Raw genomic sequence first — 23,312 nt, 5'->3', positions numbered from 1 at the left:
GGAGCGTGAGCGATGGGCGCGAGCGTGCCGGGGTCGGGTTTCCGGCTTGGCGGCTCAGGCGGGCAGGGCCCAGGGGTTGAGGCCCAGGTCGGCACCCACCCGATGGGCGCAGGCGAAGCCGCTGAAGGCAACCGCGTTCAGCCCCTGACCCGGGAAGCAGGAATCACCCACGAGGTACAGCCCGGGGATGCCGCTGCGGTTGAAGGGCATCGGCAGCAGCCCCGGCAGGCGCATGGTCGGCACCGGGCCATAGCTGCCCTGGTGACGGCCGAGGAAGCGCCGATGACTGCGGGGGGTGCCCACCTCCCGATGGACGATCGCTCCACTCAGGCCGGGCAGAATCTGCTCCAGCCGGTGGATCAGGCGATCGGCTGCGGCTTGCTTTGTCGTGCGGTAGTCGCTGGGGGAGAGCCCCTGCCAGGCCTCCAGGTTCGATGGGGTGAAGGCATGGACGATGTGCCTGCCCTCCGGCGCCAGGTCCGGATCGAGCAGGGTGGGAATCGAGACGAAAACCGTGCCCTGCTCCGCCTCCATGGCACTCCACTCCTCCAGCAGCAGGTGGTGACAGTTGCTGCCGGCAGGAATCGCCTCAGCCTTCACTCCCAGATGCAGTGAAAGGAACGAGGGCGAGGGCTTGTAGCGCCGCCGCCAGGTCTGCTCGGCGGCCGGCACCTGGGCCTCCGCCACCAGCCTGCCGAAGGTGTCCCAACGGGTGGCGTTGGAGATCACCCGGGTGGCACGGATCGTGTCGCCGCCCGCCAGCTCGACCCCCACAGCCTTTCCGCCTTCGATCAGCACCCGGGTCACCCGGGAGCGGTAGCGGATCGCGCCGCCGTGGCGCTCCAGGCCCCGCACCAGGTGGCGCGCGATTGAGCCCACACCGCCGCGGGGGTAGTTGATCCCGCCGGCATGACGGTCGGAGAAAACCATGCCGGCGTTGATCATCGGCGTCAGGTCCGCCGGCATCACCGACCAGCAGAAGCACTCCATGTCGATGAACTTCAGCAGCTCTGGATCCTTGATGTGCCGGCGCGCCACATCGCCCACATTCACCGGCAGCCAGCGGGCCAGGCCAAGGCAGGCCAGCGGTGCCCGCACAAACACCTTGGCCAGGTAGGCCGGATCCTCGAGCGAGAGCAGGGGCATCGCGTCGAGACAGCGAAAGACGCTCCAGCAGGTGTCGTAAAAGCGGCGGATGCCGCTGGCCTCATGGGGGAACAGAGCCGAAAGCCGGTTGATGAAGCTGTCGTAGTCACGATCGACCGCAACGTTCAGCCCGCCGGGAAGGTGGTACTCGAGCTGGGCTGGGTCGGGGATGGTCTCCTGGCGCTCGCCCACATCGGCCAGGGCGCGGGTCAGCAGGTTGGTGTGCCCCTTCTCGCCGAAGCCGAAGATCATCGAAGCGCCCACGTCGAAGGTGTAACCCTCACGCTTGAAGCTGCCGCCCGAACCGCCCGGGATCAGGTAGCGCTCCAGCACCAGCACCCGCGCCCCCTTGGCGGCAAGCTGGGTGGCCGTCACCAGGCCGCCGATGCCGGAGCCGATCACCACGGCATCCCAGTCCTGGGAGGGCGCCGGGCTGGTGGCTGCCGCACTGGCTGGGCTGGAGATGACGCTCACGGGGGTGGGCCTGCTGGCAGGTTTGACCCTAGGCAAAGGTCAGGGCAGCACCGCGGGCTGCAGGCCTGAACGGTGCCAGATCAGCCAGGGCACGGTCGCGGTAGGCGCCGTAGCGGGCCCGCTTCTCCCGGACCCGCACGCTCAGCTCCGGCATCAGGCCGAAGTTGGGGGGCATCGGCTGGAACTTCGCGCTGGGGGCTTCGGCGATGAAGTGGGTGAGGGCGCCGATCATGGTGGTGGGCGGCAGGGCTATCGGGCTCTGACCATGGGCGAGGCGGGCGGCGTTGGTGCCCGCCAGCCAGCCCCCGGCTACGGCGGCGGCATAACCCTCGGTGCCGGTGATCTGCCCCGCCGCCAGCAGGCTGGGCCGCGCCCGGAACTGCAGGGTGGGATCCAGCAGCTGTGGCGACTGCAGGAAGGTGTTGCGGTGCATCACACCGAAGCGCACGAACTCGGCGCTCTCCAGGCCTGGAATCAGACGCAGCACCCGTTTCTGCTCACTCCACCTGAGGTTGGTCTGGAAGCCCACCAGGTTCCAGAGACGGCCGCCTTTGTCTTCCTGGCGCAGCTGCACCACGGCATGGGCCCTCCTGGCGCGGCGCACGTCGCGGTCCTGGAGGTCGCCCCAGCGCGGATCCCAGAGGCCGATCGGTTTGAGCGGGCCGTAGCGCATGGTGTCTTCGCCGCGACGGGCCAGCTCCTCGATCGGCAGGCAGCCCTCGAAGAAGCTGGCGCTCTCCCGCTCGAAATCCTTGAGCTCGGCCTGCTCCGCCGCCAGCAGGGCCTCCCGGAACAGTTCGTACTGCTCCCGGTTCATGGGGCAGTTGATGTAGTCGGCGTCGCCCTTGTCGTAGCGGCTGGCGCGGAAGGCCACCTGCAGGTCGATGCTCTCGCCCGCCACGATCGGACTGGCGGCATCAAAGAAATGGCAGTCGTCGCGGCCGGTGAAGCGGCGTAGATCCTCAGCCAGGTCATCACTGGTGAGGGGTCCAGTGGCGAGAACGGTGATCTCCCCTGGCTCTGGCAGACGCAGCTGCTCCGCCCGCTCCACCTGGATCAGAGGATGAGTTTCAAGGGTGCGGGTGAGTGTGGCGCTGAACTGGCCGCGATCCACCGCCAGCGCGCCGCCGGCCGGAACCGCGTGGCCGTCGGCTGTGCTGATCACCAGTGAACCCAGCTGGCGCAGTTCCTCCTGCAGCAGACCGGCCGCCCGATCACTGGAGAGTGCACCGAAGCTGTTGCTGCAGACGAGCTCAGCGAATTCGGCGCTGTGGTGAGCGGGGGAGCGCCGCACTGGCCGCATCTCCACCAGCCGCACCGGGAGGCCTGCCTGGGCTATCTGCCAGGCCGCTTCAGTGCCGGCCAGGCCGGCACCGATCACCAGGACCATCAGGCGCGGGAACGCTTGAGCATCAGTTGCAACTGACCGACGGCCGCCCGGCCGATGTTGAACACAGCCCAGGCCACGGCGAGCAGGATAGGGGCGGTAACCAGCAGCAGCCGAGCGTCCATCGAAGAGAAATCATCGTTCTCCAATCTTACGGACACCCACCGCCTGCCCATACGGGCTCCCGAGCCGGTTGATCCAAATCGCAGCATTCAGCCAGCGCGGCCGGCATGGGCGGCGGCCAGCTCGCTGTAGCGCAGGGCGTGCTGGAGCTGCTCAGCAGCCTCGCCCTCACTGAGCGTGCGCTTCTCCTTGGCCGGGATGCCAGCCACCAGAGTGCGGGCCGGTACGTCCCGGGTCACCACCGCCCCCGCGGCCACCAGGGCGCCCTCCCCAACCCGCACCCCATTGAGAACGATGGCGCCGATGCCGATCAGGCAGCCATCCTCAAGGGTGGCGCCATGCACCACAGCCCGGTGGCCGATGGTCACCCCCGCGCCGATCAGTACCGGCTGGCCTGGATCCCCGTGCAGCACGGCCCCGTCCTGGACGTTGCTGTTGACCCCGATCTGGATGCTGCAGAGGTCGCCCCGGGCCACAGCCAGCGGCCAGATGCTCGCTCCGGCGCTGATGGCCACATCCCCGATCACCACCGCCGAGGGGGCCACCCAGGCTTCGGGGTGAACGCTGGGCTCGGGCCAGGGGGAGGAGGACATGGCAGCTCGCGGGCAACCGGGGGATCAGCACCCCCTGATGGCTCGACCATGCTCTCTTGGAGGAGGTGCCCCCTGGGTGATACGTTCCAAGGGTGCCCGCGAGGGCAGCCCACCAGGGCGGGTCGCTAGCTCAGCGGTAGAGCACTCGGCTTTTAACCGATTGGTCCTGAGTTCGAATCTCAGGCGACCCATATCCTCAATGATCCAGCTGGCAGACGCCACACCCCTGCCGGCTGAGGCAGGCACGATTGAGCTGATCCAGCGGCGGATCGGCAGGCTCGGAAGAGCTGATCATGGATTGATGTTTTCCAGCGCATCCAGTCCCTTTCGCAACAGCTTTTCTGACTGCTCGCGCAGCCGTTGCTGGTCTGTTTTTCTGACGCAATCCTTGGCCAGGTAGTTGATGCTGCGCGTGGCCGGATGATAGCCAACTGAGCGCAATCTGCAGAGCTCGCGCCCTGGCTTGCCGGCTTCACGCCGAAGCACTTCTCCCTCCAGGCATCGATAGCCACTTGCCCCATCACGCCGGCACAGGGCGAGGTTGCGGAAGACCACATCCTTGCCCTGGGCTTTCATGCGGCTGTTGGCAAAGCTTGTGAACGAGACAGGGTCGTAGCTGAAGGGTGCAGCCATGGCCAGGTCAGCCAGCAGCAGTTTGGCCAGTACCAGCGACGAAGCTGCGGTCCAGCAGAACCATCTGCGCAACGCAGCTGAGTTTCCCATGACTGAATGGCGTCTGAAACTCAACGGTACAGTCGGAAACTGCATTGATTTCATGCTGCATGGCTGAACCCTTGGCTCACTCGGCCTCCATGGATGACAGCTTCCCTCAGGCGCCCAACTGCAGCAACGAGGACTTGCGACGGATCCGTGATGCCCTGCGCTATCTGGGTAGGGATCTACACCGGCGTTCCTACGCTGTAGATGCGCAGAGGCGGCAGTTGCTCTGGGCCGAGATGGACGCCTGTCTGCTGCTGGCGGAGCGGATTGACGCCACGCTCTCCGAGACAGAACCCTGACCGAGTTGAAGGGGGAATCTCTATGGACGGTCGTTGTTTCTTGGGGCGAATGCCCGTTTGACACTGAAGATGATGCGCCGTGATCACCTGGTTGTAATGACGCCATCGACCGCTCTGATGCGGAAGGCCGCCTTTGTCACCACCCGCAAACGGCTGGAACAGCCTGATCTGTTCCAGCTGTTGCTCGATGATCACACCGGGCTGAGCTTCCTTCTGGGGCTACCCCACGCTGTGGAGTTCAGACGGAGCCGAAGGCCACCTGACAGGCTGCATTGAGCAGCTCTGCTTCGGCAGCATTGCTCGGTTCGCGGCCATCCAGAAGGCCCTGGTTGCAATCGGCCGAGAGCTGGTAAGTGCTGCCATCGGCAGTGACGGCGAAGCTGACTCCCTGGGAGCTGGAGGGCTGAACCGAGCCATAGAGCAGCTGGTAGTCGGTGTTGGGAACAACGATGTAAGTGGCGTTGCTGCTGACGGCATTGTCGACAGCATTGTTGATGAGGGCTGCAGTGGCCAGGGAGGCCACACCCCATGTTGCGGCTCTTGCCCCCCACCATCCCCAGGAGGGAGAGGACCAGCCGCCATACCAGCCGGCATTCCAAGGCCGGGCCACGCCCCAGCCCGGGCGAGCCCACCCGGGGTTGACATTCACATTGCCGATGTTGACGCGCCGATTCGTGTCCCAATTCACGTTTCGGTTGATATTCCTATTCACGTCCCGACTGATGTTCCGGTTCACGTCCCGATTCACGTCCCGGTTGATGGATCTGTTGCTGTCGAGATTTCCGCTGCGATTGAAGTCACGGTTGCCGCTTCGATTGAGGTCACGGCTGCCGCCGCGGTTGAGGTCACGGCTGATGTTGTTGGATCCGGAGGGCCGTTGCATGGATGGCCGCGCCGATGGTGACGACACGTTGTTGCTCCAGCCGCCACTTGGTCGGCTGTTGCCACGGTTCAGGCTGGCGCCGCCGCCGCCCATGCCTGTGCGCTCACGGCTGCCACCACCGCCAGCCCGGTGACCGCCGCCACCGCCACCCCGGTTGACAGCGCCACCACCACGGCTGCCACCACCACCGCCACGACTGCCACCTCCACCACGACTCCCGCCGCCGCCGCCACGGCCGCCGCCTCCTCCACGGGCCAGCAACTCAGAACTGATGGGTCCCTGAAGGCCTCCCGGGGAATTCTCCAGCGCCAGCGCTGAGCCTGCCGGGAAGGCGAGCACGCCGGAGAGCAACAGGCTGAAGCCAGCGATTCTTTTCATTTGCGCACCACATCGCAGCCATCGTCGTAGCAGCTGGCATCGACACGGCCGTCGCTGCCGAAGTGGACCATCACGTGGTCACGCCCCTTCATGACCTGGGCATGGTTCTGGAGAATGCTGTTGAGATAATTGGGGTTGACGGCACACAGATCCATGCCGTTGAAACACATTGTGTTGGTGGACAAGCGGGCTTCAGCCCGCTTGAGAGAGGTCCAGGCCTTGAGGTCCTTCGACCAGAGATCCATCCGTACGGGTTGATCGCGCACCCGGATCGTCATCACATCGTCGCCGATCTTGTGGCGGTAGAGGGTGGATTCGCCCTGATTGACCGCTTCGACGACGCAGGCTTTTGCGGGCTCGCCCTTGAGGCTGCACTGGGTTTTGAGGGTGTAGAGAACCTCGCTCTTCCCTTCACCGGCACTCAACACTGCCGTGGAGGTGACTGCCGCCATGGCAAGGCAGCCGCGCAACAGATGGTGACGTAATGACATGAAGCGCGATTGCCGTCGTGGTGACATCAGGGTAAAAGGCGGCACGGTGCCTCAATCGACCTTCCCTCAACGTACCAGTGGGTTCACCGCCTGGCCGCAGAAATAGCGCTGAAAACTTCATGAATAGATGAGTGCATCAACGGAAGCCATCGGTCAATCCCTGGCCCTCAACTATGGGGAGGCCGATGGATGCCCTGGCCTGCCACCAGATATCCGCTGAGGGCGAGGAGCAGAACGCTCAGGCAGAAGAAGGCCAGAGAGGCTCCATCCGTGATCGGCAGGGTGAGCATCGCCTTGAAGGCCGCAACGATCAGCGCCACTACCAGCACCTTCACCAGCTTCTCCTTGAGTTGGTCCAGGTCACGGATGTCCAGCAGTCCATTGCCGGCGTACTCGTCCCTCCTGGCGGCATCGATCGGAGAAATCAGCAGCTCATAGACCCCATAACCGAAGATCAACAGGGCAATGCCGATCAGGTAGAGGTCGATTCCGGAGACCACGCCCCCGAGCAGGTGCGCGACGAATCCCTTGCTGGTGCTGCCAGCGAGCAACTGCAGGATTGAGTTGCCGATTTCCATCGTGCCCAGGGTGAAGGTGACCACCGTGCTCGCCAGGCTCATGATCACGGGCAGGATCGCCACCAGCCGAAGCTTCCAGAGCAGTCGCTCGAACCGTTGCTCCCAGCGCTTGAGGGAACCCTTGCGGGACTGGCTCACGGATCGATGGCGATGGTCAGGAACAGAACTTACGGGCAACGGCTGCCTCGGTCTGTGCTGCCGGTCCCGATACGATCCGGCCATGCCCGAGTCCCAGCCCCACCCCCAATCCCGCACCCAGCTCACCCACCCGCTGCAGGAACCCCCTCAACCGGGCAGCACATCCCCCCGTCGCCGCGAGGAGCCCGGCGCCTCTGCTCAACGGAAGCGATACCTCGCCTCCCTTGATGCGACTGATCCAGAGAGCTGAGGCCTAAGGCCCGCTTCCTCAGCCTGGCGGCGGCGGCGCACTGAAGAATCCAAGCGAATTCAGCCACAGCCCCAGAAGCAGCAGCGGCAGCAACACCCCACCGGCGATCTGGAGTTTCACGGTGGTGGCGGACCGTTCCTTGGGTGCCATGGCAGCGGCTACGCCGGGGTGAGCCGTCATCCTGGAGCACCCGCTCAGCCTGGATGTCTGCTGCCGCCCCAGCTGAGCTGCCGCACCCGCCTCCCTTACCTCCGCTGCGCCTGGCAGTGGTGGGTCACGTGGAGTGGGTCAGCTTCGTGATGGTGGAGCGGCTGCCGTCTGCCGGTCAGATCCAGCACGCGCTCGAAACGCTGGAGCAGCCCGCCGGTGGAGGCGCTGTGGTGGCTGCCCAGTTCAGCCGACTCACGAATCAACCGGTGGCCTTCTACACCGCCCTGGGCCGAGATGCCCTCGGAGAGCGGGCGGCCGCCGAGCTGAGGGCCATGGGGCTGGAACTGCATGTGGCCTGGAGGGAGAGCCCCACCCGTCGGGCGATCACCTTCGTGGAGGCCAGCGGGGAGCGCACCATCACGGTGATTGGCGAGAGGCTCGCTCCAGTCGCCAGCGATCCCCTGCCCTGGGCCGAGCTGGCTGGCTGCGACGGGGTGTTCGTGACCGCCGCCGATGAAGCCGCCCTGCGGCTGGCCCGTCGGGCGCGGGTGCTTGCGGCTACACCCCGGGTCCGTTTGCCGGTTCTGCAGGCGGCCGCCGTCGAGCTCGACGCACTGATCGGCAGTGCCCGCGATCCCGGAGAGAGCTACCAGGACGGGGATCTCTGCCCCGCACCTCGCATCTATGTGGCCACCGAGGCCGAGCAAGGGGGATTCACTGTCCCTGGAGGTCGCTTCAGAGCGATCGAGCGACGCCATCCCCCGGTGGATGCTTACGGGGCTGGCGACTGCTTTGCTGCGGGTTTCACTGCGGGCCTGGCGGCCGGCTGGGAGCGGCCAGAAGCGCTGGCGCTGGCTGTCCGCTGCGGCGCCGCTGCCCTCGATGGCCGCGGCGCCTATGCCTCCCAGTGGGGCGAGTCCCGGCCCCTCTGAGCCAGGCTGGGTTCCGCTCCAGTCCCCGCACAACGCTTTCAGATGGACCCGACACTCGCTGGCACTCCCGACGGGGCGGACCTGCTCCGGATGGAGGCAATCAGCCGCAAGCAAGGAGGTGCTGTTGAGGCTGCCCAGCTGATCGGCAGCTGGCGTCTGCAGCGCACCTGGCCGCGGGGATCAGAGCGGCCGGCTGATCTGGTCAGTGGACTCCTGCGGGCCCTGGGCGCAAGGCTGGTGATCGAAGCCCCTGGCGGGGAGGGCGAGGAGCTGGTGATCCGCAACAGCGTGCAGCTGGGGGGACTTGGGCTCACATTTGCGGGCCAGGCCAGGCTCGAGGGCAAGCGGCCCCTGCTGCTGTTTCGTTTTGAGCGTCTGTGTCTGGCGCTGGGCCCCTGGCGGCCCCTCGATCGCCCACTCCCCCAGCCACTTCCGTTTGCACAGCAACGGGCCGGGGTGCTGCCCTTCTTCGCCCTGATCGGTGGCGGGGCCAAACAGGGCTGGTTGGCAGCCAGGGGCCGTGGCGGCGGTCTGGCGCTCTGGACCCTCGATCCCGCTGATGACAGAGCCCATGGGGCTGCCTAAGTTCAATTCAGAGCCCGGTCCTCCCGACCCTGAAACCCTTCCTGCAGGTTCTGTTCCTCACCTGGGTGCTGTTCCGTTGCCTCGACTGGTACGGCCGTTGGCATGGCTTTAGGGCCAGGAACCGACTCGCCAGTGAGTTCGCCCAGGAACTGCGGCGTCGCGGGCTGATCAGCACCCTGCGCTGAGGCAACTTTCTTGATCTCGGGTTGATGTCGTGCAGGTCAACATTGGCGAAGCTCTGTCACATCTGCCTGCTGCCTGAGGCGTGACCCGTCGGCCGCGGCCACGCTGGAGACAGCCGATGGAGCCCCTCATGCATACCCATGATCTCGAAAACCACGACAACCTCTATGCCCAGGAGGTGCCGATTCATGGCCGTGAACCGGAGCTGGAGGCCCATGACCATGCCTTCTGGGCGATTGCAGCCCTGATGGCCGCCATGGGCATTCTGGGTGGGGTCGCTGCCATGGGTCATGGTGGTCCATTGGGCTGACTTCCCATGACGATCGCCCCCCTTCCCGCGCTCATCACCCTGCTGGCTGTGATCACCTTTCAGGCCACCGCCATGCAGGTGGGTCGGGCGCGCATGCGCCATGGGGTGAAGCCACCGCTGATGAGCGGTCCGCCCGCCTTTGAGCGGGCCATGCGGGTGCAGCAGAACACCCTGGAGCAGATTGTGGTGTTCCTGCCAGCCTTCTGGCTGGCAGTGCTGTTCTCCAACGCCACCGCGGCCTCGGTGCTGGGGGCTGTCTGGGTGCTGGGTCGGGTGCTTTATGCGGTCGGCTATCTGCGGGCTCCGGAGCAGCGGGGATTGGGATTCGCCATCAGCTTCATCGCTACGACAGTGCTGCTGGTGATGGCCCTGGTGGGCAGCGTGATGCTCCTGCTCTGAGCCCCTGGCCTACGCTCCGCTGCCAGGTTGCTGAATCCTCCTGGCCCGCCCAACGTTTCCCCAGAGCACCCGCCTGCGGGGCCGCGATCTTCTAGCTGATCCCTGTCTCAACAAGGGCACGGCCTTCAGCCGCCAGGAACGCCAGACGTTCGGGCTCGATGGCCTTCTGCCCCACGCCGTGGAGAGCCTGGATATCCAGGTGGAGCGCCACTGGCAGGCATTCCTCACTCTGGGGAGCGACCTGGAGAAGTTCCGCTTCGCTGTGGCCCTGCGCCAGGCAAATCTCACCCTGTTCCATCGCTTCCTGGCCGATCACATCGAGGCGGTGATGCCGATCGTGTACACCCCCACCGTGGGAGCAGCGATCCAGCGTTTCAGCCTCGATTACCGCACCCCCTCCGGCGGGGTGTTCCTGGCGGCACCGGATCTGGAGCGGATCGATTCGGTGCTGAGCCAGGCGGCGCCAGGGCCGGTGGATCTGATCCTGATCACTGATTCTCAGGGAATCCTCGGCATCGGCGATCAGGGCATCGGCGGAATTGAGATCTGTCTTGGCAAGCTGGCTGTGTACACCCTCTGCGCCGGGCTTGATCCCTCCCGGGTGCTGCCCTTGGTGCTGGATGTGGGCACCGACCGCCTGCAGCTGCTGGACGACCCTCTCTACCCCGGTTGGCGCCACCCGCGCCTCGATGGCCCCGACTACGACCGCTTCCTGGCCCGCACCGTGGAGGCCCTGCAGCGCCAGTTCCCGGGAGCGCTGCTGCACTGGGAAGACTTCGGCACCGGCCATGCCCACCAGCTGCTGGAGGAGTACCGCGAGCGGGTGCCCAGCTTCAACGACGACATCCAGGGCACTCGCGGAGTGGCTTGCGCGGTGGTGCAGGCTGCCTCCCACGGCGCCGGCCTGCCTCTGGAAGACCACCGCATCGTGGTGTTCGGGGCGGGCACCGCGGGTTGCGGCATCGCCGAGGGTCTGGTGCGCCTGCTCACCAGGGCAGGCTTGAGCGAGCCAGAGGCGCGCCGCCGTATCTGGGCGATCGATCGGGAGGGCCTGGTGCTGACCGATCAGCCCGATCTTTCCCCCATGGCCCAGGCCCTGGCCAGGGATCCTTCCGAGCGCTCGTCGTTCAAGCACGAAGGGCAGGGCCGGATCGGCCTGCTGGAGGTGGTGCGGATTGTGCAACCCACCGTGCTGATCGGCACCTCCACCGTGGCGGGGGCCTTCAGCCGCGAGGTGGTGGAAACGATGGCTGCGGCGGTGGAGCGGCCGATCATCCTGCCCCTCTCCAATCCAACAAGTCTGGCGGAGGCCACTCCGGTCGATCTCTATGCCTGGACCGGCGGTAAGGCCCTGGTGGCCAGCGGTAGCCCGTTTGAGCCGGTGAGCTGGCAGGGCAGCCTTCGCCGCATCGGGCAGTGCAACAACTGCTTCCTTTTCCCCGGCCTGGGCTTCGCCAGCGTGGCGGTGGGAGCCACCCAGGTGAGCGAGGGAATGATCGATGCGGGGCTCGATGCCCTGGCCGACCGAATTCCGGCTTACCGGGATCCGGATGCTCCCTTGATGCCTGAGCTCACCCAGGTGCAGTCGGTGTCTCGGGCGGTGGCGGAAGCGGTGGCACTGGCGGCGGTGCACGAAGGCCTTGCCAGCCGAGCCGCGAGCGCCGAGGAGGCGATCGAGCGGCTCGATCAGGCCACCTGGGCGGCGGCCTACCGGGAGCTGGAAGCGATCTGAGGGCTTGGGGGCCGCGCCCCCGTGCCGGCTTCAGAGGTCGTCTTCGACGTTGGGCTTGATCGTGCAGTCGGCGAGGGGGTAGCTGACGCAGAGCAGGGCGAAGCCTTCGGCGATCTGCTCGTCATCGAGGAAGCTCTGGTCGGATTGATCAACGCTGCCGGAGAGGATCTTGCCGGCGCAGGTGCTGCAGGCACCGGCGCGGCAGGAGTAGGGCAGATCGATTGACTGCTCCTCGGCGGCATCGAGGATGTACTGATCGTCGGGGCAGCTGAACGACTTGCCGTCTTCCAGGGTGATGGTGAAGGAGGCCATGGCTGGGGATCAGCGCAGGATTGCCCACACTTGCTAGGCAACGGATGCCCGCTTTGGGGTAGCCCTCGTGACATTGGGCTGCCATCGCCACGGCAGACGGGTGCGAACCCGCCCCTGTGTGGTGGCTTGAACACAACGTTCAATGCTGACTTGCGCCCCTCCCGCGCTCTGTCCATCAATAGGAGGATGTGACGATCGTCGGAGTTGTCTGTGGTCAGGGTCTTGGTTCCTGCCGAAAGCCGGGGAGGGGAGCGGCGTGTCGCCGCCACACCGGAAACGGTGCGTCGCCTGGTAGCGAAGAACTCCGAGGTATTCATCGAATCGGGCGCTGGTCTGGAGGCCGGATTCAACGACGAGGTTTTCATCGAAGCTGGTGCCTCGATCGTGGTCAAGGGCTGCTCCGACACCTGGAGCGCTGCCGAAGTGGTGCTCTGCGTGCAACCGCCCCTTCAGGACCATGAAGGTGGCAGTGGCGGGCTTGAGCGGCTGGCTTCCGGCTCCCTGCTGGTGGGTCTGCTGGATCCCTACCTGAACCGGGCTCTGATCGAGCGCCTCAACAGCCGTGGGCTCTCGACCCTGGCCCTGGAGTTGCTGCCGCGCATCAGCCGCGCCCAGTCGATGGATGTGCTCTCCTCCCAGGCCAACATCGCCGGCTACAAGGCAGTGCTGCTGGCGGCCGCTGAACTGGATCGCTTCTTCCCGATGCTGATGACCGCCGCCGGCACGGTTCAGCCCGCCAAGGTGTTGGTGCTCGGGGCCGGTGTGGCCGGTCTGCAGGCCGTCGCCACCGCCCGCCGTCTCGGCGCGATGGTGAAGGTGAGCGATGTGCGGCCGGCCGCGAAGGAACAGGTGGAATCCCTGGGGGCGCGCTTCATCGATCCCCCCAGTCGTGAGGCCCCGGGTGAAACCGGCGGCTATGCCCGCGAGGCCGGCGCCGCCTTCCTGGAGGCACAGCGCCAGCAGCTCACCACACACCTGTGCGAAGCCGATGCGGTGATCACCACCGCCCAGGTGCCTGGGCGGCCCGCGCCACTGCTGATCACCGAGGAGATGCTCAAGGCGCTGCGCCCAGGATCGGTGGTGGTCGATCTGGCCGTGTCAACTGGAGGCAACTGCGCCGGCAGCCAGCCGGATCGCACCGTCGAGATCGGCGGGGTGCGCATCATCGGCTCCTCCAACCTGCCCGCTTCGGTTCCCCACCACGCCAGCGCCCTCTACGCGCGCAACCTGGCGGCTTTCCTTGAGCCCCTGTTCTCCGACGACGGCCTTCAACTCAACCCCGAGGATCCATTGCTTGACCCCTGCCTGATTTCCCATCAGGGCGCCTGCCGTAGGCCCGAACTGTGGCCCAGCCTCGAAGAGGTGACGGCATGAGCGTTCCTCTCAGCGGCACCTCCGCCCTCTGGGTGCTGGTGCTCGGCAGCCTGCTGGGGCTTGAACTGATCGGCAAGGTGCCTCCCACCTTGCACACCCCGTTGATGTCTGGAGCAAATGCCATCAGCGGCATCACCCTGCTAGCGGCCCTGGCTCTGATCGGTGAGGCCCCCACCCCGGCCCTGAAGCTGATCGGTGCGGTGGCCCTGGGTTTTGCCCTCTTCAATGTGGTGGGCGGCTTTCTCGTGACGGACCGGATGCTGGCGATGTTCCGCCGCAGGGAGGCGAACTGATGGTTGAACTTTCGATCGAACTGGGCTCGGTACTGCTGCTGGCCTTCGGGCTGAAGGGTCTGGCCAAGATCCGTACAGCCCGCACCGCCAACGGCCTGGCGGCCCTGGCTATTTGCCTGGCGGTGGTGGGATTGCTGCTGCAGCAGGGTCTGGGCGGCTGGCCCTGGATGCTGCTGGGGCTGGGCATCGGTGGAGGCCTCGGGGCCGTGCTTGCCCTGAGGGTGGCAATGACCTCCATGCCTGAAACGGTGGCACTTTTCAATGGCTGCGGCGGCATGTCGTCGCTGCTGGTGGCGATCGGTGCGGTGCAACTGCCCACGCCGCTGAACCTGGTGGGCCAGGTATCGGTGCTGGTGTCGGTCCTGGTGGGTGCGATCACCTTCAGCGGCTCGCTGGTGGCGATGGGCAAGCTGCAGGAGTGGCTGGGCACGCCCGGCTGGACCCTGAGGCCTCAGCGTCATGCGGTGAACATCCTGCTGGCAGTGGCCTGCCTGGTCTGCTGCGTGCTGGTGCTCAAGGGCATGGCGGTGGCCCTGATCCTCCTCACCGTGCTGTCGCTGCTCCTCGGCGTGGGTCTCACCCTTCCCGTTGGCGGCGCCGACATGCCGGTTGTGATCTCCCTGCTCAATTCCTATTCGGGGGTGGCTGCGGCTGCCGCTGGTTTCGTGGTGGGCAGTGAACTGCTGATCGTTGCGGGCGCCATGGTGGGAGCAGCCGGCTTGATTCTCACCCAGGTGATGTGCACGGCCATGAACCGCTCGCTCACATCTGTGCTGTTCGGCGGCGCCCTAGGCGCTGGCTCGAGCGAGCCCGGCGATGGCGCCGGCGGACGCGAGGAGTACACCAACGTCACGTCCTGCAGCCCGGAGGAATGTGCCCTCACCCTGGAGGCTGCTGAGCGCGTGATCTTCGTGCCCGGCTATGGACTGGCCGTAGCCCAGGCCCAGCACAGCCTTAAGGAGCTCGCCCGCCTGCTCGAGCAGCACGGTATCGAGGTGCGCTACGCCATCCACCCGGTGGCCGGCAGGATGCCCGGGCACATGAACGTGCTTCTCGCTGAGGCCGATGTGCCTTACGACCAGCTCGTCGAGATGGATGACATCAACCCCGACTTCCCGCGCACCGATGTGGTGATCGTCCTGGGGGCCAATGATGTGGTCAACCCGCGAGCCAAGAGCGACCCGGCCAGCCCTCTCTACGGCATGCCGGTGCTGGAGGTTGATCAGGCCCGCACTGTGTTTGTGGTCAAGCGCAGCCTCGGCTCCGGATACGCCGGCATCCGCAACGATCTCTTCGAGCTGCCCCAGACCTCGATGGTCTTCGGAGACGCCAAGCAGGTGCTGCAGAGCCTGCTCCAGGAGCTGCGTTCCCTGGGCGTGGGTAAGGTCGCCGTAGGCGCCGGCAACACCCGCTGAGCAAGAAGACCTCCGCGCTCCGCGGCATCCCTACTTCTTCAAGGCAGGCCGGCCGCTTGGGCCTGCCAGCTCCCTCTGATGGCCCTGTGGGTACGCCTTTGGCGGCGGCTCCACGGGGCTTTTTCGTGCAGGAGTGCTGCCAATGGCGCAGCCAGTTCCCTCAGGGCCATGGCCGCATCGATCAGCACGACCGCTGCCCAGACCAGCAGCATCAGCCACTCTCTGCGGGTGTCTTCGCTCAGCTGTGGCTGCCTGGCCTGTGCGGGTGTCGGCAGAACAGCTGTCGCCTGAACTTCTGAGTCCTGAACTGCTGAGTCCTCAACTGGTTGAGGAACCGCCGAAATCTCTGCTCCCGCTTCAATCACCACCCCTGTGGTGAGCAGGGCCTGGCTGGCTTTCCAGGACGTTGGTGGATGCCGCCGCCAGTAGGCCGCCTCTGCAGCGCCTCGACGACCACGGCTGGAGAAGGTGGGAATCATCGCCGCATCAAGACATGGATCCAAGGGCCTGGCCGCTGTTCCCATCGTCACAGCCCCGTTCTCTTAGGGTAGGTGTCTTCTGAGGACTGCTCCGATTTCCCGCCTGACCCACCCAGCTCCGGGAGAGGAGCAGATCAGCCCGACCATTTCAGGGGCCGATCCAGCCGCCTCCGGAAGCCCGGTCCAGGATTTCGCCTCCTTCGGGTTGTCCGAGCCACTGCTGAAGGCCATCGCGCTTAAGGGCTACACCTGTCCGTCGCCGATCCAGGTGCAGTCGATTCCGGCCGTGCTCAGCGGCCGTGATGTGATGGCCGCCGCCCAGACCGGCACCGGCAAGACAGCCGGTTTCACGTTGCCGATGCTGGAGCGCCTGCGCCACGGGCCCCATGCCCGCAACAATCAGGTGCGCGCCCTTGTGCTCACTCCCACTCGCGAGCTGGCGGCCCAGGTGGCGGAGAGCGTCCAGGCCTATGGCCGCTTCCTCGACCTGCGCGGCGATGTGGTGTTCGGTGGCGTCAAGGTCAACCCCCAGATGCAGCGGCTGCGCCGCGGCGCTGATGTGCTGGTGGCCACTCCCGGCCGCCTGATGGACCTCTACCAGCAGAACGCGATCCGCTTCGACCGGCTCGAGATCCTGGTGCTTGATGAAGCCGATCGCATGCTCGACATGGGCTTCATCCGCGACATCCAGAAAATCCTGGCCCTGCTGCCGCCCAAGCGCCAGAACCTGCTGTTCTCCGCCACCTTTAACCCCTCGATCCGCAAGCTGGCCCACGGCCTGCTCCACCAGCCCGTGCAGCTGCAGGCCACACCCGAGAACAGGGCGGCCCCCTTGGTGGAGCAGGTGATGCACCCCTGTGACATGGCGCGCAAGGGCGATCTGCTCTCCCACCTGATCCGCAGCAACAACTGGCAGCAGGTGTTGGTGTTTTCCCGCACCAAGCACGGCGCCAACCGCCTGGCGGAACGCCTGAGCCATGAGGGTGTGGCCGCCATGGCCATCCATGGCAACAAGAGCCAGGGTGCCCGCACCCGGGCCCTGGCCAGCTTCAAGAGCGGTGAGCTGCGGGTGCTGGTGGCCACCGACCTGGCCGCTCGCGGCCTCGACATCGAGCAACTGCCCCATGTGGTGAACCTGGATCTGCCCAACGTGGCCGAGGACTACGTGCACCGCATCGGACGCACCGGGCGGGCCGGCCAGAGCGGCCATGCCCTCTCCCTGGTGGCTGCCGAGGAACACGAACTGCTGCGGGCGATCGAGAAAGTGATCGGCAACGCTCTGCCCCGGGCGGAGATCCCCGGCTTCGAGCCCACCATCCTTTCAGCTCCCCCCCTCGACCTCAGTGGTGGTCGGGGTAAGGGTGGCCGCCGTGGCTCTGGCTCCCCAGCCCCCAGACGCAACAGTTCCCGCAGCGGTTCCCCCCGCAGCCAGCCCATTTCGCGCGAAAGCCGGCCCCGGGGTCGGGGCTGATCTGGGGGTCGACCTGGCTGGCCAATCACAGGCCACGATGCCGTAGGGAGACTTCGAATAGGTTAAACTTGTTTGTTCAGAATTGACCTGATATTCAAAGTGTCACAAGTATGCAGTTGAGCTGGATTCTCTAGATACTCTGCAGTAGTAGCGCAAACATTCAGACGTACAAGCCAGCGTCTATTCTTATACAAAAATGTCCACCTAAGTGCGGCATGCTTTGTTGAGTAAGTGAACATTCAAGACCAGATCAGTGAGCAGTGGCTCCACTGGCGTGATGGTGCGATCGAGTGGCTGGAGCTGCAGCAGAGCTGCCTGACGATCCAGCTGGCGTTCGAGGCCACGCTGCAGCGGGTGGTGGAACTGGATTGCTAGCTAGCAACTGATAGCGGGCCATGAATAGGTTCGCTAGGGCTGCCAACACATTCACCTTGCAGCGGTTCTTGAGCATGCCCCGCAGCCGGGTCTTCTGGAAGCCGAACTGGGGCTTGATCACGCGAAACGGATGCTCACCTTTCGAGCGGATGTGGGCCTTGGCTTTCTCGATCAGATCATCCAGCCTTCCTTCCGGGGTATCGGGTAGGGCGCGCCGCTTCCCCGGCCGCATCGCAACTCGGAAGCCGATGCCCTTGCCCTCCATCTCTGGGCGCTTCTCGATTCCCTGGTAGCCAGCGTCGGCATACACCACCGTCTCTTCGCCGTGAAGGAGGTCTGGTGCTGGCGTGAGGTCATGCACGTTGGCAGCCGTCGTCTCCACCGAGTGGATGAGGCCATTGTCCTTGTCCACACCGATGTGGACTTTCATGCCGTAGGCAAAGCCTTCCGCGAAGCGGTGATGCCACTGCTTGCCCTTGCAGGTCTGGTGCATCTCGGGATCCCTCTCACCCTTCTTGTTCTTGGTGGGGCTGGGCGCAGCGATCAAGGTGGCATCGATGATCGTGCCCTGCTTCATGGCCATGCCGTTGGCCTTGAGGTGGGCTTTCACCGCCTCAAAGATCTGCTTGCCGAGATCGTGCTTCTCCAGCAGGTGGCGGAAGCTGAGGATCGTGGTCTCGTCCGGGATCCTGTCGCTGATCAGTTCGATGTCAGCGAACCGCAGCATCATCGGTACTTCAATCAGCGCATCCTCCATGGCTGGATAACTGAGGTCGTACCACTGCTGCATCAGGTGAATCCGCAGCATGGTCTCCAATGGGTAAGGAGGACGGCCTCCTTTGGCGCTGGCCTTGGGGTAGTAAGACTCGATCAGCTCAATCAGCGGCTTCCAGGGAACAACCGCCTCCATCTGAGCAAGAAATCGCTCGCGTTTGGTGCGCTTCCTAGCCGTGGTTTGCTCGTAATCACCGTAGGCGAAGACTTCCGCGAAGCGGTGACCGAGCTGCTTGCCGCCCATGAACCGCGATGAGTGCTGTGATCACAGGGGAATTGTTGCGTGGATTAGCTGGGTTTTCAAGGGTTTCCTTCGCTACTCCAGGCATCGCTTAATTGCATCCCTCAAAGGATGCACCCACGAAGGGATGCCTGGAGCAAGATCCATCGATGAGGCGGAAAGATTGACAAAGACTTCTTCGAAGTTTGTGGAAGATCCGATGCGTTTGTCTTTCTCTAGATCCGCCTTGGTTAGGGCAAAAGGATTCCTCTCGGCAACAATGAGCAATTGAAGGTAGGCGCCACGTGCCTTCCAGAAGCCTGCTCCGATCTGTCTATTTACATCTTCAAACCAGGAATGTCTCGCCTGGGAGATCTGCTGACGATTATATTCGTCGCCGGAAACTACGGCAACAAAAAAGTCATCATTGCCGGTCAATTGGCTGGACGGACAGTGGAGGATAAGATCAAAACAAGGAGAGAATGGCTGGTCTTTCTCGTGAAACACCAATCCATTGATGTTATGTATCTCTTTGATGAGTCGGCGAAGAAAGTGCCGATAGCAAGGTGAGAGGCGGCTCTTGCTAAGGGCTTCAGCCACCATCTCTTGCAACTCACGAGTGGTGGTGAACTCTCTCCGTAGAACCCCCACATCCCAGTTTTGCACTTTCTGAAGAAAATCTTGCTGACGCGGCTCAATGTCTTCGTTATCGGTGCGGTCAATGAAGGCGTAGATAGGCTTGAACAGTTCACGGGCCCGATCATATTCCTCCTCAGTGGGTGAATGGCTGCTTTTTGCACCAGTCCAGCCGTAGCGGGACCCATAGATCCCCAAGAACGCATCGCAATCTGGGATAACATCGTTGAGGATAACCTCCCTCGGCGCACCCCCAGATGCCACCAGATCTTCAGCGAGAACGGGTTCCATGCCAAGAAAACGCACCGCCTGTTCGGCCGCGGTACGCCGGTCTGAATAATCACGCATTACAGAACTGATGAAGACTCGTGAACCGCCGACAGATCCATGCCCAGTCATTCACTGCACTCCGTTACTGTCTCAATCACCATAGTCCGATTGCCGATGATTTGGTCAGGCGTTACGTTGGTCAACACCGGCTAGGAGTATGGGCCAAATTGTTGATCTGAAGACGTCTCTCAGGTAGACCTTCTATAGCTGATCTTGCGCCAACGCCAACCGGCCCGATGCTTGATCCTCTCGCCAATCGCTTCCAAGCTTCGGACAACAACGGATCCTCGCTCTCGATAGTGTTGGAATCCATACCATCCTCATGCTGTAGGTCTTGGCCTCTGCATGATTCATTCTCTGTTCAGATTGCCAAGTCTTGTTTCTCATGACGGATCTGGTTATTCTATAAGCACTGGACACACTTTTCTTTATGGCTGCACGTCCCCACGCTTTTGTGGTTATGCCCTTTGGTCGCAAGCCAAGCGGCGATGGGGGACTGATCGACTTCAATCGTATCTATGCAGATCTGATTCAGCCCGCCCTCACAAAAGCTGGCCTGGAGCCTTTCCGCGCCGACCAGGAAGAGCGTGCTGGCGATATCCGAACCGATATGTTCCAGGAACTGCTGATCGCCGATCTGGTGGTGGCCGACCTCAGCATCGACAATCCCAACGTCTGGTATGAACTCGGAGTGCGCCATGCGCTGCGCGCTCGTGGAGTGGTGCTGATCTGCGGTGGCAGGGTCACCACGGCCTTTGATCTCTACACCGATCGCAAGTTGCGCTATGGCCTGCTTGATGGTCTTCCCGATCCCGCCACGCTGGCCAGCGACATCGAGGCCCTCAGCAGCATGGTGCAGGCCACCATGGAGAGCTGGCAGGGGCGAAGCATCAGTCCTGTGTACTCCCTGCTGCCCAATCTGCAGGAGCCCGACTGGAAAACCCTGCGCATCGGTGACGTGCGGGAGTTCTGGGAAAAGCATGAGGCCTGGCTGGATCGAATCGATCGCGCCCGCCGTGCCGGCCAGATCGGGGACATGCTCGTGCTCGCCGATGAAGCCCCTGTGGCAGCGTTCCGCGGCGAGGCCTGGATTGCGGCTGGCATCGCTCTGCGCAACGCCGAACGATTCCGCTTTGCCCTCGAGCAGCTCGAGAAGGGCCTGTCCATCGAGCCCACCGACCTCAAGGCGCTTCAGGAGGAGGGCATCTGCCTGCAGCGACTGGCGATCGCCGGGGAGCAGGGCTTCAGCCTCGATCGTGCTCGTGACCACTATAGGAAAACATTAGAGGCGCACCCGAAGGACGCGGAAACCCTGGCCCTTGCCGCCCGAGTGGACAAGGACGCCTGGGTGGAGGAATGGCGCCGGCCCGGCAACACGCCTGAGCAGAATCGGGATACCGCCTCCGAAGCGATCGAGCTGCTGACCCTGGCAATGGAGCAGTACAGCAAAGGGTTCCGCGCTGTTCCGGCTCACTACTACAGCGGCATTAACGCCCTCACGCTGATGTATCTCAACCGGCATCTCACGGATGATCCAAGCCGCGATCACACGATGGAGGTGATGGCGGGGGCAGTGCGCTTTGCTGCCGAGTGCGAAGAAGACGAGGGCGCACAGTACTGGGCGCTGACCACGCTTGCGGATCTGGAGGTTCTGGTGGGGAACCCCGAAACAGTGAAGGTTGCCTATCAAAAGGCGATCGCCCGCAACGACAAAGATCGTTTTGCGCTCGAATCCACCCGCTCCCAGCTCCAGCTTCTGCAGGAACTGGGCTTTCGGCCGGAACCGGTGAGTACCGCGATCGCTCTTCTGGATCGCGCCATCGAGACAACAACACCCCTTAGTGTTCGCTGGCAGCCCCGCCAGGCCATACTGTTCAGCGGCCACATCATGGACGCGCCCGATCGCACCCAGCCCAGGTTCCCTGCCGCCATGGAAGCGGCAGCCACCGAGAGGATCGGTGCTGCACTCGATGCCCTGGGCGCCGGAGCCGAGGACATCGCCTACTGCCAGGCTGCCGCCGGTGGTGATCTGATCTTTCTGGAGGCTGCCCAGCAGAGGCAAGTGCGCTGCCAGATTCTGCTGCCCTTCGATGAGGCAACATTTCTGCAGCGCTCCGTGCTTCCATCAGTGCATGGAGAAGCATGGCGTGATCGCTATTTCGCCATGAAGGACAGACTCACCCTGCCCATTCGCCTGATGCCAGACGAACTGGGACCAACACCAGCGCAGGCGAATGCTTATGAGCGCTGCAATCTCTGGCTCCTCAACTCCACTCTGGCTTGTGGGATTGCTCGTGTGCGGTTCATCGCTCTCTGGAACGGTGCCGGGGGCGATGGCCCTGGTGGTACAGCTCATCTGCATCAAGAAGTGCAACGCCGCACCGGAAGGGTGAGTTGGATCGATACACGCTCACTACCTTGCGCATAGGCCAGCTGATTGCACTACCGATTCACCCATCATGCCTGATATCCCCGCGGATCACCCCATCTTGGCTCGGATGAGCATGCCAGGGCCCAAGAAGATTCTCACCTGCGATGGTGGCGGAATTCGCGGGCTGATCAGCGTGGAGATCCTCGCCAGGCTGGAGGCGGATCTTCGCGCAAAGCTTGGGCAGCCCGATCTGCTACTGGGCGACTATTTCGACTTCATCTGTGGCACCAGCACGGGTGGCATCATCGCCGCTTGCCTGTCCTGTGGTATGTCGGTGAGCCAAGTTCGCGACTTCTACTTGAACAACGGCGCCAGCATGTTCCAACGGGCTGAGTGGTATATGAAATTGCACCAGAAATACGAAGCCGAACCCTTGGCCCTGCTGCTGCAGGAAGCCTTGAGCTGCCAACTCACCGGCGTTGGTTCCATCTTCAACGAGAGCGATCCCCCCGTTGAACTCGGTGATACCAGGCTGCGGGGGCTGCTGATGCTCATGCTGCGTAATCACAGCACGGACTCCCCCTGGCCGGTTTGCAACAACCCGCTAGCAAAATACAATCAGTTGGATCGCGAGGATTGCAACCTGCATCTGCCGCTGTGGCAGCTGGTACGCGCGAGCACAGCGGCGCCCACGTTCTTCCCGCCGGAAGTGGTTACCTTTGCGCCTCGCACCGACAGGGAATACCAGTTCGTGTTCGTGGACGGAGGCGTGACCACCTACAACAACCCGGCCTACCTGGCCTTCCAGATGGCCACCGCCAGCCCATATAAGATAAGTTGGGCAACAGGAGTCGATCAGTTGCTGATTGTTTCGGTGGGTACAGGCAATGCTCCTGCGGCCCGCCCGGATCTGCGCCCAGAGGAGCTCTGGCTACTCGACCATGCCAAGACGATTCCCTCCGCACTGATGAACGCCGCCACGGCGGGCTGGGACATGGTGTGCCGTGTTTTAGGCGAGTGCCGTTTCGGCGGCGAGGTGGACAGCGAGTTCGGCGCCATGATCGAGGCGCCACATACGCCGGCGGAAAAGAGTAACTGGAAAGGCGCCAAGCAGTTTGCCTATGTGCGCTATGACCCCCTCACCAGCCGGGGAGGGCTGGATGATCTGGGCCTCACGGATGTGAGTGACGAAGCTATGGCCCGTATGGATGACGTATCTCTGATTCCCGAGCTGCAGCGTGTGGGATCGGCTTACGGCGAGAAGTATGTGAGCCTCGATCACCTGGTTGGCTTTGCGTGATGGGCAGAACACGGCTGCCCTTCTGAAGCAGTAAGAATCACTCCTGGGTTAAGCGGATTGCTGGCTGGCTGAGGAATCAGGGGCACAATTCGCTAGCCGATGCAGGAGCACTCCCAGGGCTGACTGAAAGTCAATTCATCCCGTCTGCGCGGATTTGACACCAACCCAGCCGAGCATTTGGTTGATGTCATGCGCCACGGCCATCAGGCCA

General features: G+C 63.9%; 27 protein-coding genes, 1 tRNA gene and 1 pseudogene. 15 read left to right on the top strand and 14 right to left on the bottom strand.

The window, feature by feature from the left end; genetic code table 11:
• Positions 1 to 54: 54 nt before the first annotated feature.
• The 4 genes from crtH to CJZ82_RS09670 form a co-directional block, all read right to left on the bottom strand.
• The gene (gene crtH, locus CJZ82_RS09685; RefSeq protein WP_094555578.1) at positions 55 to 1,620 is read right to left on the bottom strand and encodes a carotenoid isomerase; all 1,566 of its coding nucleotides are present in this window, start codon (positions 1,618 to 1,620) and stop codon (positions 55 to 57) included.
• A gap of 28 nt (positions 1,621 to 1,648) precedes the next feature.
• The gene (gene trmFO, locus CJZ82_RS09680) at positions 1,649 to 3,010 is read right to left on the bottom strand and encodes an FADH(2)-oxidizing methylenetetrahydrofolate--tRNA-(uracil(54)-C(5))-methyltransferase TrmFO (RefSeq protein ID WP_094555577.1); all 1,362 of its coding nucleotides are present in this window, start codon (positions 3,008 to 3,010) and stop codon (positions 1,649 to 1,651) included.
• Positions 3,010 to 3,132: a photosystem II protein Y gene (locus CJZ82_RS09675; RefSeq protein WP_094555684.1), complete on the bottom strand. Its 123-nt coding sequence runs from the start codon at positions 3,130 to 3,132 to the stop codon at positions 3,010 to 3,012. Before CJZ82_RS09675 ends, trmFO begins: the two co-directional genes overlap by 1 nt.
• An 87-nt stretch (positions 3,133 to 3,219) precedes the next feature.
• Entirely contained in the window at positions 3,220 to 3,723 is a 504-nt protein-coding gene (locus tag CJZ82_RS09670) for a gamma carbonic anhydrase family protein (RefSeq protein ID WP_094555576.1), read from the bottom strand.
• Positions 3,724 to 3,842: 119 nt separating this feature from the next.
• Between CJZ82_RS09670 and CJZ82_RS09665 the strand changes: the two genes are divergently transcribed.
• A tRNA-Lys gene (locus CJZ82_RS09665) sits at positions 3,843 to 3,914 on the top strand.
• A 100-nt stretch (positions 3,915 to 4,014) separates the two neighbouring features.
• Here CJZ82_RS09665 and CJZ82_RS09660 read toward each other — a convergent pair.
• Positions 4,015 to 4,356: a hypothetical protein gene (locus CJZ82_RS09660; protein ID WP_143593620.1), complete on the bottom strand. Its 342-nt coding sequence runs from the start codon at positions 4,354 to 4,356 to the stop codon at positions 4,015 to 4,017.
• Between CJZ82_RS09660 and CJZ82_RS18960 the strand changes: the two genes are divergently transcribed.
• Together CJZ82_RS18960 and CJZ82_RS09655 are read left to right on the top strand one after the other, a co-directional pair.
• The gene (locus CJZ82_RS18960) at positions 4,355 to 4,513 is read left to right on the top strand and encodes a hypothetical protein (protein ID WP_233130171.1); all 159 of its coding nucleotides are present in this window, start codon (positions 4,355 to 4,357) and stop codon (positions 4,511 to 4,513) included. The two genes, CJZ82_RS09660 and CJZ82_RS18960, sit on opposite strands and share 2 nt — an antisense overlap.
• 22 nt (positions 4,514 to 4,535) lie before the next feature.
• Positions 4,536 to 4,742 (top strand): hypothetical protein, encoded by a 207-nt coding sequence (locus tag CJZ82_RS09655; protein WP_143593619.1) that lies wholly within the window; start codon positions 4,536 to 4,538, stop codon positions 4,740 to 4,742.
• A 238-nt stretch (positions 4,743 to 4,980) separates the two neighbouring features.
• Here the strand turns inward: CJZ82_RS09655 and CJZ82_RS09650 are convergent, their stop codons facing one another.
• From CJZ82_RS09650 to CJZ82_RS09640, 4 genes are all read right to left on the bottom strand, one after another.
• On the bottom strand, positions 4,981 to 5,625 hold the full coding sequence (locus CJZ82_RS09650; RefSeq protein ID WP_094555573.1) for a hypothetical protein: 645 nt from the start codon (positions 5,623 to 5,625) through the stop codon (positions 4,981 to 4,983).
• A gap of 68 nt (positions 5,626 to 5,693) precedes the next feature.
• The gene (locus tag CJZ82_RS18665; RefSeq protein ID WP_198949721.1) at positions 5,694 to 5,876 is read right to left on the bottom strand and encodes a hypothetical protein; all 183 of its coding nucleotides are present in this window, start codon (positions 5,874 to 5,876) and stop codon (positions 5,694 to 5,696) included.
• Positions 5,877 to 5,999: 123 nt separating this feature from the next.
• Complete coding sequence (locus CJZ82_RS09645; protein ID WP_233130170.1) at positions 6,000 to 6,455, bottom strand: hypothetical protein; 456 nt, start codon at positions 6,453 to 6,455, stop codon at positions 6,000 to 6,002.
• Positions 6,456 to 6,661: 206 nt separating this feature from the next.
• Entirely contained in the window at positions 6,662 to 7,210 is a 549-nt protein-coding gene (locus CJZ82_RS09640) for a YqhA family protein (RefSeq protein WP_094555571.1), read from the bottom strand.
• Between the two features lie 82 nt (positions 7,211 to 7,292).
• Here CJZ82_RS09640 and CJZ82_RS18380 point away from each other — a divergent pair, with 82 nt between their 5' ends.
• Positions 7,293 to 7,460 (top strand): hypothetical protein, encoded by a 168-nt coding sequence (locus tag CJZ82_RS18380; protein WP_158218536.1) that lies wholly within the window; start codon positions 7,293 to 7,295, stop codon positions 7,458 to 7,460.
• Between the two features lie 18 nt (positions 7,461 to 7,478).
• Here the strand turns inward: CJZ82_RS18380 and CJZ82_RS18660 are convergent, their stop codons facing one another.
• Positions 7,479 to 7,640 carry a hypothetical protein gene (locus CJZ82_RS18660; protein ID WP_198949720.1) on the bottom strand — a complete coding sequence of 54 codons (162 nt, stop codon included), beginning with the start codon at positions 7,638 to 7,640 and terminating at the stop codon, positions 7,479 to 7,481.
• A gap of 23 nt (positions 7,641 to 7,663) precedes the next feature.
• Here CJZ82_RS18660 and CJZ82_RS09635 point away from each other — a divergent pair, with 23 nt between their 5' ends.
• The 5 genes from CJZ82_RS09635 to CJZ82_RS09615 all read left to right on the top strand — a co-directional run bounded on the left by CJZ82_RS09635 (position 7,664) and on the right by CJZ82_RS09615 (position 11,751).
• The gene (locus CJZ82_RS09635) at positions 7,664 to 8,542 is read left to right on the top strand and encodes a PfkB family carbohydrate kinase (protein WP_094555570.1); all 879 of its coding nucleotides are present in this window, start codon (positions 7,664 to 7,666) and stop codon (positions 8,540 to 8,542) included.
• A 42-nt stretch (positions 8,543 to 8,584) separates the two neighbouring features.
• Entirely contained in the window at positions 8,585 to 9,127 is a 543-nt protein-coding gene (locus CJZ82_RS09630) for a hypothetical protein (RefSeq protein WP_233130169.1), read from the top strand.
• Positions 9,128 to 9,428: 301 nt separating this feature from the next.
• The gene (locus tag CJZ82_RS09625; protein WP_233130168.1) at positions 9,429 to 9,620 is read left to right on the top strand and encodes a hypothetical protein; all 192 of its coding nucleotides are present in this window, start codon (positions 9,429 to 9,431) and stop codon (positions 9,618 to 9,620) included.
• A gap of 6 nt (positions 9,621 to 9,626) precedes the next feature.
• On the top strand, positions 9,627 to 10,019 hold the full coding sequence (locus tag CJZ82_RS09620) for an MAPEG family protein (RefSeq protein WP_094555569.1): 393 nt from the start codon (positions 9,627 to 9,629) through the stop codon (positions 10,017 to 10,019).
• A gap of 34 nt (positions 10,020 to 10,053) precedes the next feature.
• Positions 10,054 to 11,751 carry an NAD-dependent malic enzyme gene (locus CJZ82_RS09615; RefSeq protein ID WP_143593618.1) on the top strand — a complete coding sequence of 566 codons (1,698 nt, stop codon included), beginning with the start codon at positions 10,054 to 10,056 and terminating at the stop codon, positions 11,749 to 11,751.
• Positions 11,752 to 11,781: 30 nt separating this feature from the next.
• Here CJZ82_RS09615 and CJZ82_RS09610 read toward each other — a convergent pair whose 3' ends face one another.
• A complete protein-coding gene (locus CJZ82_RS09610) occupies positions 11,782 to 12,063 on the bottom strand; it encodes a 2Fe-2S iron-sulfur cluster-binding protein (protein ID WP_094555567.1) in 282 nt (93 codons plus the stop codon).
• Positions 12,064 to 12,285: 222 nt separating this feature from the next.
• Here CJZ82_RS09610 and CJZ82_RS09605 point away from each other — a divergent pair, with 222 nt between their 5' ends.
• From CJZ82_RS09605 to CJZ82_RS09595, 3 genes are read left to right on the top strand one after another with little or no spacing between them, the layout of a single operon-like run.
• A complete protein-coding gene (locus CJZ82_RS09605) occupies positions 12,286 to 13,437 on the top strand; it encodes an NAD(P) transhydrogenase subunit alpha (protein ID WP_094555681.1) in 1,152 nt (383 codons plus the stop codon).
• A complete protein-coding gene (locus CJZ82_RS09600; RefSeq protein ID WP_094555566.1) occupies positions 13,434 to 13,730 on the top strand; it encodes an NAD(P) transhydrogenase subunit alpha in 297 nt (98 codons plus the stop codon). Before CJZ82_RS09605 ends, CJZ82_RS09600 begins: the two co-directional genes overlap by 4 nt.
• Positions 13,730 to 15,145, top strand: coding sequence for an NAD(P)(+) transhydrogenase (Re/Si-specific) subunit beta (locus tag CJZ82_RS09595; RefSeq protein ID WP_094555565.1), 1,416 nt, complete (start codon positions 13,730 to 13,732; stop codon positions 15,143 to 15,145). Before CJZ82_RS09600 ends, CJZ82_RS09595 begins: the two co-directional genes overlap by 1 nt.
• A 38-nt stretch (positions 15,146 to 15,183) precedes the next feature.
• On the opposite strand, the gene CJZ82_RS09590 is transcribed toward CJZ82_RS09595, so the two are convergent.
• Entirely contained in the window at positions 15,184 to 15,624 is a 441-nt protein-coding gene (locus CJZ82_RS09590; protein WP_094555564.1) for a hypothetical protein, read from the bottom strand.
• Between the two features lie 205 nt (positions 15,625 to 15,829).
• Here CJZ82_RS09590 and CJZ82_RS09585 point away from each other — a divergent pair, with 205 nt between their 5' ends.
• Positions 15,830 to 17,095: a DEAD/DEAH box helicase gene (locus tag CJZ82_RS09585; RefSeq protein WP_094555563.1), complete on the top strand. Its 1,266-nt coding sequence runs from the start codon at positions 15,830 to 15,832 to the stop codon at positions 17,093 to 17,095.
• A 370-nt stretch (positions 17,096 to 17,465) separates the two neighbouring features.
• Here CJZ82_RS09585 and CJZ82_RS09580 read toward each other — a convergent pair.
• Together CJZ82_RS09580 and CJZ82_RS09575 are read right to left on the bottom strand one after the other, a co-directional pair.
• Positions 17,466 to 18,488 (bottom strand): annotated as a pseudogene (locus tag CJZ82_RS09580) (IS5 family transposase); the annotation flags it as partial.
• A gap of 72 nt (positions 18,489 to 18,560) precedes the next feature.
• Positions 18,561 to 19,499 carry a DUF4062 domain-containing protein gene (locus tag CJZ82_RS09575; protein WP_094555562.1) on the bottom strand — a complete coding sequence of 313 codons (939 nt, stop codon included), beginning with the start codon at positions 19,497 to 19,499 and terminating at the stop codon, positions 18,561 to 18,563.
• A 361-nt stretch (positions 19,500 to 19,860) separates the two neighbouring features.
• Between CJZ82_RS09575 and CJZ82_RS09570 the strand changes: the two genes are divergently transcribed.
• Entirely contained in the window at positions 19,861 to 21,858 is a 1,998-nt protein-coding gene (locus CJZ82_RS09570) for a TRAFs-binding domain-containing protein (protein WP_233130167.1), read from the top strand.
• A 31-nt stretch (positions 21,859 to 21,889) separates the two neighbouring features.
• On the top strand, positions 21,890 to 23,101 hold the full coding sequence (locus CJZ82_RS09565; protein ID WP_233130166.1) for a patatin-like phospholipase family protein: 1,212 nt from the start codon (positions 21,890 to 21,892) through the stop codon (positions 23,099 to 23,101).
• The last annotated feature ends 211 nt before the right edge of the window (positions 23,102 to 23,312 follow it).

Source organism: Synechococcus sp. 1G10, assembly GCF_002252625.1.
In the GTDB taxonomy this organism is placed as follows: Bacteria; Cyanobacteriota; Cyanobacteriia; order PCC-6307; family Cyanobiaceae; genus Regnicoccus_A.
This window is presented reverse-complemented; position numbering and strand designations above follow the sequence as displayed.

What these genes read in the sequence shown, in the direction of transcription:
- trmFO (WP_094555577.1), bottom strand. Translation starts at nt 3,010, where the DNA reads ATGGTCCTGGTGATCGGTGCCGGCCTGGCCGGCACTGAAGCGGCCTGG.
- CJZ82_RS09675 (WP_094555684.1), bottom strand. Translation starts at nt 3,132, where the DNA reads ATGGACGCTCGGCTGCTGCTGGTTACCGCCCCTATCCTGCTCGCCGTG.
- CJZ82_RS09670 (WP_094555576.1), bottom strand. Translation starts at nt 3,723, where the DNA reads ATGTCCTCCTCCCCCTGGCCCGAGCCCAGCGTTCACCCCGAAGCCTGG.
- CJZ82_RS18960 (WP_233130171.1), top strand. Translation starts at nt 4,355, where the DNA reads ATGGCCAGGTCAGCCAGCAGCAGTTTGGCCAGTACCAGCGACGAAGCT.
- CJZ82_RS09660 (WP_143593620.1), bottom strand. Translation starts at nt 4,356, where the DNA reads ATGGCTGCACCCTTCAGCTACGACCCTGTCTCGTTCACAAGCTTTGCC.
- CJZ82_RS09655 (WP_143593619.1), top strand. Translation starts at nt 4,536, where the DNA reads ATGGATGACAGCTTCCCTCAGGCGCCCAACTGCAGCAACGAGGACTTG.
- CJZ82_RS09650 (WP_094555573.1), bottom strand. Translation starts at nt 5,625, where the DNA reads ATGCAACGGCCCTCCGGATCCAACAACATCAGCCGTGACCTCAACCGC.
- CJZ82_RS09645 (WP_233130170.1), bottom strand. Translation starts at nt 6,455, where the DNA reads ATGGCGGCAGTCACCTCCACGGCAGTGTTGAGTGCCGGTGAAGGGAAG.
- CJZ82_RS18380 (WP_158218536.1), top strand. Translation starts at nt 7,293, where the DNA reads ATGCCCGAGTCCCAGCCCCACCCCCAATCCCGCACCCAGCTCACCCAC.
- CJZ82_RS18660 (WP_198949720.1), bottom strand. Translation starts at nt 7,640, where the DNA reads ATGACGGCTCACCCCGGCGTAGCCGCTGCCATGGCACCCAAGGAACGG.
- CJZ82_RS09635 (WP_094555570.1), top strand. Translation starts at nt 7,664, where the DNA reads ATGTCTGCTGCCGCCCCAGCTGAGCTGCCGCACCCGCCTCCCTTACCT.
- CJZ82_RS09630 (WP_233130169.1), top strand. Translation starts at nt 8,585, where the DNA reads ATGGACCCGACACTCGCTGGCACTCCCGACGGGGCGGACCTGCTCCGG.
- CJZ82_RS09625 (WP_233130168.1), top strand. Translation starts at nt 9,429, where the DNA reads ATGGAGCCCCTCATGCATACCCATGATCTCGAAAACCACGACAACCTC.
- CJZ82_RS09620 (WP_094555569.1), top strand. Translation starts at nt 9,627, where the DNA reads ATGACGATCGCCCCCCTTCCCGCGCTCATCACCCTGCTGGCTGTGATC.
- CJZ82_RS09610 (WP_094555567.1), bottom strand. Translation starts at nt 12,063, where the DNA reads ATGGCCTCCTTCACCATCACCCTGGAAGACGGCAAGTCGTTCAGCTGC.
- CJZ82_RS09600 (WP_094555566.1), top strand. Translation starts at nt 13,434, where the DNA reads ATGAGCGTTCCTCTCAGCGGCACCTCCGCCCTCTGGGTGCTGGTGCTC.
- CJZ82_RS09595 (WP_094555565.1), top strand. Translation starts at nt 13,730, where the DNA reads ATGGTTGAACTTTCGATCGAACTGGGCTCGGTACTGCTGCTGGCCTTC.
- CJZ82_RS09590 (WP_094555564.1), bottom strand. Translation starts at nt 15,624, where the DNA reads ATGATTCCCACCTTCTCCAGCCGTGGTCGTCGAGGCGCTGCAGAGGCG.
- CJZ82_RS09575 (WP_094555562.1), bottom strand. Translation starts at nt 19,499, where the DNA reads ATGACTGGGCATGGATCTGTCGGCGGTTCACGAGTCTTCATCAGTTCT.
- CJZ82_RS09570 (WP_233130167.1), top strand. Translation starts at nt 19,861, where the DNA reads ATGGCTGCACGTCCCCACGCTTTTGTGGTTATGCCCTTTGGTCGCAAG.
- CJZ82_RS09565 (WP_233130166.1), top strand. Translation starts at nt 21,890, where the DNA reads ATGCCTGATATCCCCGCGGATCACCCCATCTTGGCTCGGATGAGCATG.